The organism is Bradyrhizobium sp. Arg237L (assembly GCF_029990105.1).
In the GTDB taxonomy this organism is placed as follows: domain Bacteria; phylum Pseudomonadota; class Alphaproteobacteria; order Rhizobiales; family Xanthobacteraceae; genus Bradyrhizobium.
The window spans coordinates 1-659 of the sequence record NZ_JAQMIL010000204.1 but is presented as its reverse complement, the minus strand read 5'-3'; the positions used below and the strand labels follow the sequence as shown (position 1 = coordinate 659).

General features: G+C 64.6%; 1 protein-coding gene. It reads right to left on the bottom strand.

Going from position 1 to position 659, the window contains the following annotated elements; genetic code table 11:
* Positions 1-554, bottom strand: a 554-nt coding sequence (locus tag OZ411_RS42995) for a putative porin (protein WP_282532808.1), incomplete at its 3' end; no start/stop codon positions are given.
* Positions 555-659 lie beyond the last annotated feature (105 nt).

Below are 659 nucleotides of genomic sequence, written 5' to 3'. Positions count from 1 at the left end.
CCGGTCGGGAAGAAGCTGCCGTGATAGCGGGCGCGCACGTCGCCGTAGAAGCGGATGCGCTGCGCCCATTCCGGATACATGCCGGGCGAGGCCCAGTTCTCCTTCTCGGCCTTCGCCATCACCTCTTTCTTGATGTCCTCGCGCAATTGCCGCTTCACGATCTCCGGCACGTAGGTCACGTGCTTGGTGCCGGGCGGATTGGCCGCCGCCGCGGCCGCGGTCGCCGCCTTCGCGGCTTCATCCGCCTTGCTGGTCGCGTCCTTGGAGGCCTGCCGCGACACATAGGCTTCGTCTTCGGCCTGCTTGATCAGCGACTGCGCCTCATCCTCGCTGAGCAGCTTCCGCTTCACCATGAGGTTGAGCAGATTGACCGTTGTATTCGGCGAGGTCGGCTTGGCATCCGACACTTTCGGCCGCTTCGACTCCACCTTCTTCTCAGGCGCGCCGGCCTCGTCCGCGGGCTGGCCAAGTGCTGGCGCCGCGCAGGAAAGCGCAGCCAGCGAGACAGCGAGCAGCAGCGTGCGCCGGCGTGCACCTGGATTAATCTCAAACATTTTGTCCCCAGTCCTCTTAAGTCCGTTGTGTTTGTCAGAGTCGCGTTAGCTCGGCCGACGCGCCGTTAGGCGCGTCACCATCGGCATCGGCATGTCCTTCGGCGG